The sequence below is a fragment of the uncultured Muriicola sp. genome (assembly GCF_947258935.1).
GTDB lineage: Bacteria > Bacteroidota > Bacteroidia > Flavobacteriales > Flavobacteriaceae > Muriicola.
In genome coordinates, this window is record NZ_CAMYKH010000131.1 from 1 (window position 1) to 2,712 (window position 2,712).

Genomic DNA, 2,712 nt, shown 5'->3' on the forward strand with positions numbered 1-2,712 from the left:
ACGGAAGTGTATTGTTTCCCTTGTTCATCTAGTAAAATCACCATGTCAGAAGAGGAGATCCTTGATAAAATGGCCTCTCCTTCCTTGTCTTGTTGTTCGGTAACGGACATGTTCTTGGTGGCCTTAAGAGCCTGGATAACCTCCAGTTCAAATTTGACATAATGCCGAAGTCTTTTCTCGTATTCCGATATCATGGACTGCAATCCCTTATGGTCTGTTTTGCCTACAACCAGCAGTTTTATTTTCATAAGCCAAAGGTAAAATTTTCAGGAAATTCAGATTCTTTATTGCTGTTTGTTTTTAGTAATTTTATCCAATAGTTTCGAATTTCATGATTTCTGAAGAAGCTTTCAATAAAGAAATACAACAGATCATCCAAAATGGCATCAGAGAGGATGTTGGCGATGGCGATCACAGTTCTCTTGCCTGTATTCCCGGGGAGGCTAAAGGTATGGCAAAACTCCTCGTAAAGGAAGAATGCGTTATTGCCGGGGTGAATTTTGCTAAACAGGTGTTTCATCACGTAGATCCCGATCTAAAACTTGAGATCTTGTTTCAAGATGGACAAAAAGTACATTATGGTGATATTGTATTCTATGTTAGTGGTTCCTCACAAAGTATTTTAAAGGCAGAAAGACTTGTTCTTAATGCAATGCAACGAATGAGTGCCATAGCGACAAAGACCGCCCAGTACGTTGCTATTTTAGAAGGAACAAAAACCAAGATCCTCGATACAAGGAAGACTACCCCCGGGATAAGAGCTATAGAAAAATGGGCCGTAAAGATTGGGGGAGGGGAGAACCATCGTTTCGCTTTATATGACATGGTTATGTTAAAAGACAACCATATTGATTTTGCAGGTGGGATCTCCAGGGCGATCGATAAAACAAAACGCTACTTAAAAGAACATCATAAAGACTTAAAGATCATCGTAGAAGCCCGAAATCTTCAAGAGGTGGAGGAAATTCTTCGATCGGATGGTATCTATCGCATCCTGTTAGACAATTTCAATTATGATGATACCAGGAAGGCCGTACAGCTGATAGGAGAGAAGTGCCTTTCTGAGTCCTCTGGGGGTATCAATGAACAAACCATAAGAAAATATGCGGAATGCGGCGTAGATTATATTTCATCTGGAGCTCTAACCCATTCTGTGAGCAACAAGGATCTGAGTCTTAAAGCAGTGTAGATGACAAAAGAGGTAGAGGATAAATTAGAGAAAATACCAGTCATCAATTGGGTTGTTGTACTACTAAAGAAGATCAAACTGGTAGGGCTGCAAGGTCTTTCTCTCTACGACCTAATTGAGATGTATATCTCGGGGATTGTTCAGGGTGCGCTCTCCACGAGAGCTAGTTCCATAGCATTTAGCCTTTTTATGGCGCTGTTTCCTCTCCTTATTTTCTTAATTACCTTAATTCCTTTTGTAATTCCATTCGTGAGTGTTGGCAATCAGGATTTTGACGCACAATTTTTAAGTTTCCTCGAATCTTTTCTTCCATCTGCGACAGGGGATTATTTTGGGGAGATCTACACTCAGATCAAGGACCAAAAACAAGGTGGATTATTATCTTCTGCCTTTGTATTATCTATTTTTTTAATGACCAATGGGGTTAGCGCCATCTTTGGTGGGTTTGAAACATCTTACCATATAATTCTGACCCGTAATTTTTTTAAACAATATGCCTATGCCCTTATGGTAGGTATCATTTTATCATTTTTATTAATGGCAGGAGCAGTGGTTTTCGTCTATTTTGAATATACCCTGGAGTATTTAAATGTTTGGGCAGCAGAATCTAGTGGGACCAAACTAGACCCTAAAGATCTGATAGGCGCAAAGGCCGGGAAGATATTGTTCTTTGCAGTTTTATCTTACTTCACAACGGCCATACTCTACTATTTTGGTACGGCTGAAGGAAAGCAAGCTCGTTTTTTTTCCCACGGAGCGCTCATGACTACCTCACTCATTTTACTTACCTCTTATTTGTTTGGAGTATATATTGAGAAATTTGCCCGTTATAACGAGTTATATGGAGCTTTGGGTGGATTGCTTATTTTGATGTTCTACATCTGGTTAAACGCAAATATACTTTTATTGGGCTTTGAGCTGAATGCAACACTCAATAGTCTCAAACAAAATATGAATACGGAAGAAGTCTCTTCTTAAGCAGGAATTATGAAGTATTTCGTTGATGTGATCTTGCCAATTCCTCTTGAGAAACTGTTTACTTACTCGGTTTCAAAGGACACCGCCATGCTTATGAAGAAGGGGATGAGAGTGGCTGTTCCATTTGGTAAATCAAAGATCTATACAGCTTTGGTATTTCAGGTCCACTCAGAACCACCTATGGTGTATGAGGCTAAGGAAATTCACGAGTTGATTGATACCCTGCCTTTAGTGTCTCCTCTCCAATTAGATCATTGGCAGTGGATGGCCCAGTATTATATGTGCACCTTAGGTGAAGTATTCCGAACAGCAGTACCCAGTGCTTTTTTATTGGAAAGTGAAACTCTTGTCCTAAAAAACAATACGATCCAACCCGATGAATCAGTTCTTAATGACCAGGAGTTCATGGTACTGGAGGCCCTGGAACATCAATCATCCTTGAAGATCAATGATGTAAGTGCCATACTAGATAAAAAGACGGTATTGCCCTTGCTCAATAGCATGTTGAGAAAGAAGTACATATTGCTAAAAGAGACCTTACATGA

The 2,712-nt window shown here is 39.7% G+C and carries 3 protein-coding genes and 1 pseudogene; 3 read left to right on the forward strand and 1 reads right to left on the reverse strand.

Features of this window, described 5'->3' with window-relative positions:
• Window positions 1-248, reverse strand: a 248-nt coding sequence (locus Q0X72_RS13545) for a 23S rRNA (pseudouridine(1915)-N(3))-methyltransferase RlmH (protein ID WP_297766496.1), incomplete at its 3' end; no start/stop codon positions are given.
• A gap of 83 nt (window positions 249-331) precedes the next feature.
• On the opposite strand from Q0X72_RS13545, the gene nadC reads away from it, so the two are divergent.
• The 3 genes and pseudogenes from nadC to Q0X72_RS13560 all read left to right on the forward strand — a co-directional run.
• A complete protein-coding gene (nadC, locus tag Q0X72_RS13550) occupies window positions 332-1,189 on the forward strand; it encodes a carboxylating nicotinate-nucleotide diphosphorylase (protein ID WP_297766498.1) in 858 nt (285 codons plus the stop codon).
• Complete coding sequence (locus Q0X72_RS13555; RefSeq protein ID WP_297766500.1) at window positions 1,190-2,167, forward strand: YihY/virulence factor BrkB family protein; 978 nt, start codon at window positions 1,190-1,192, stop codon at window positions 2,165-2,167. It abuts the gene before it with no gap.
• A 9-nt stretch (window positions 2,168-2,176) separates the two neighbouring features.
• Window positions 2,177-2,712, forward strand: a pseudogene (locus Q0X72_RS13560) (primosomal protein N'); the annotation flags it as partial.

What these genes read in the sequence shown, in the direction of transcription:
- nadC (WP_297766498.1), top strand. Translation starts at nt 332, where the DNA reads ATGATTTCTGAAGAAGCTTTCAATAAAGAAATACAACAGATCATCCAA.
- Q0X72_RS13555 (WP_297766500.1), top strand. Translation starts at nt 1,190, where the DNA reads ATGACAAAAGAGGTAGAGGATAAATTAGAGAAAATACCAGTCATCAAT.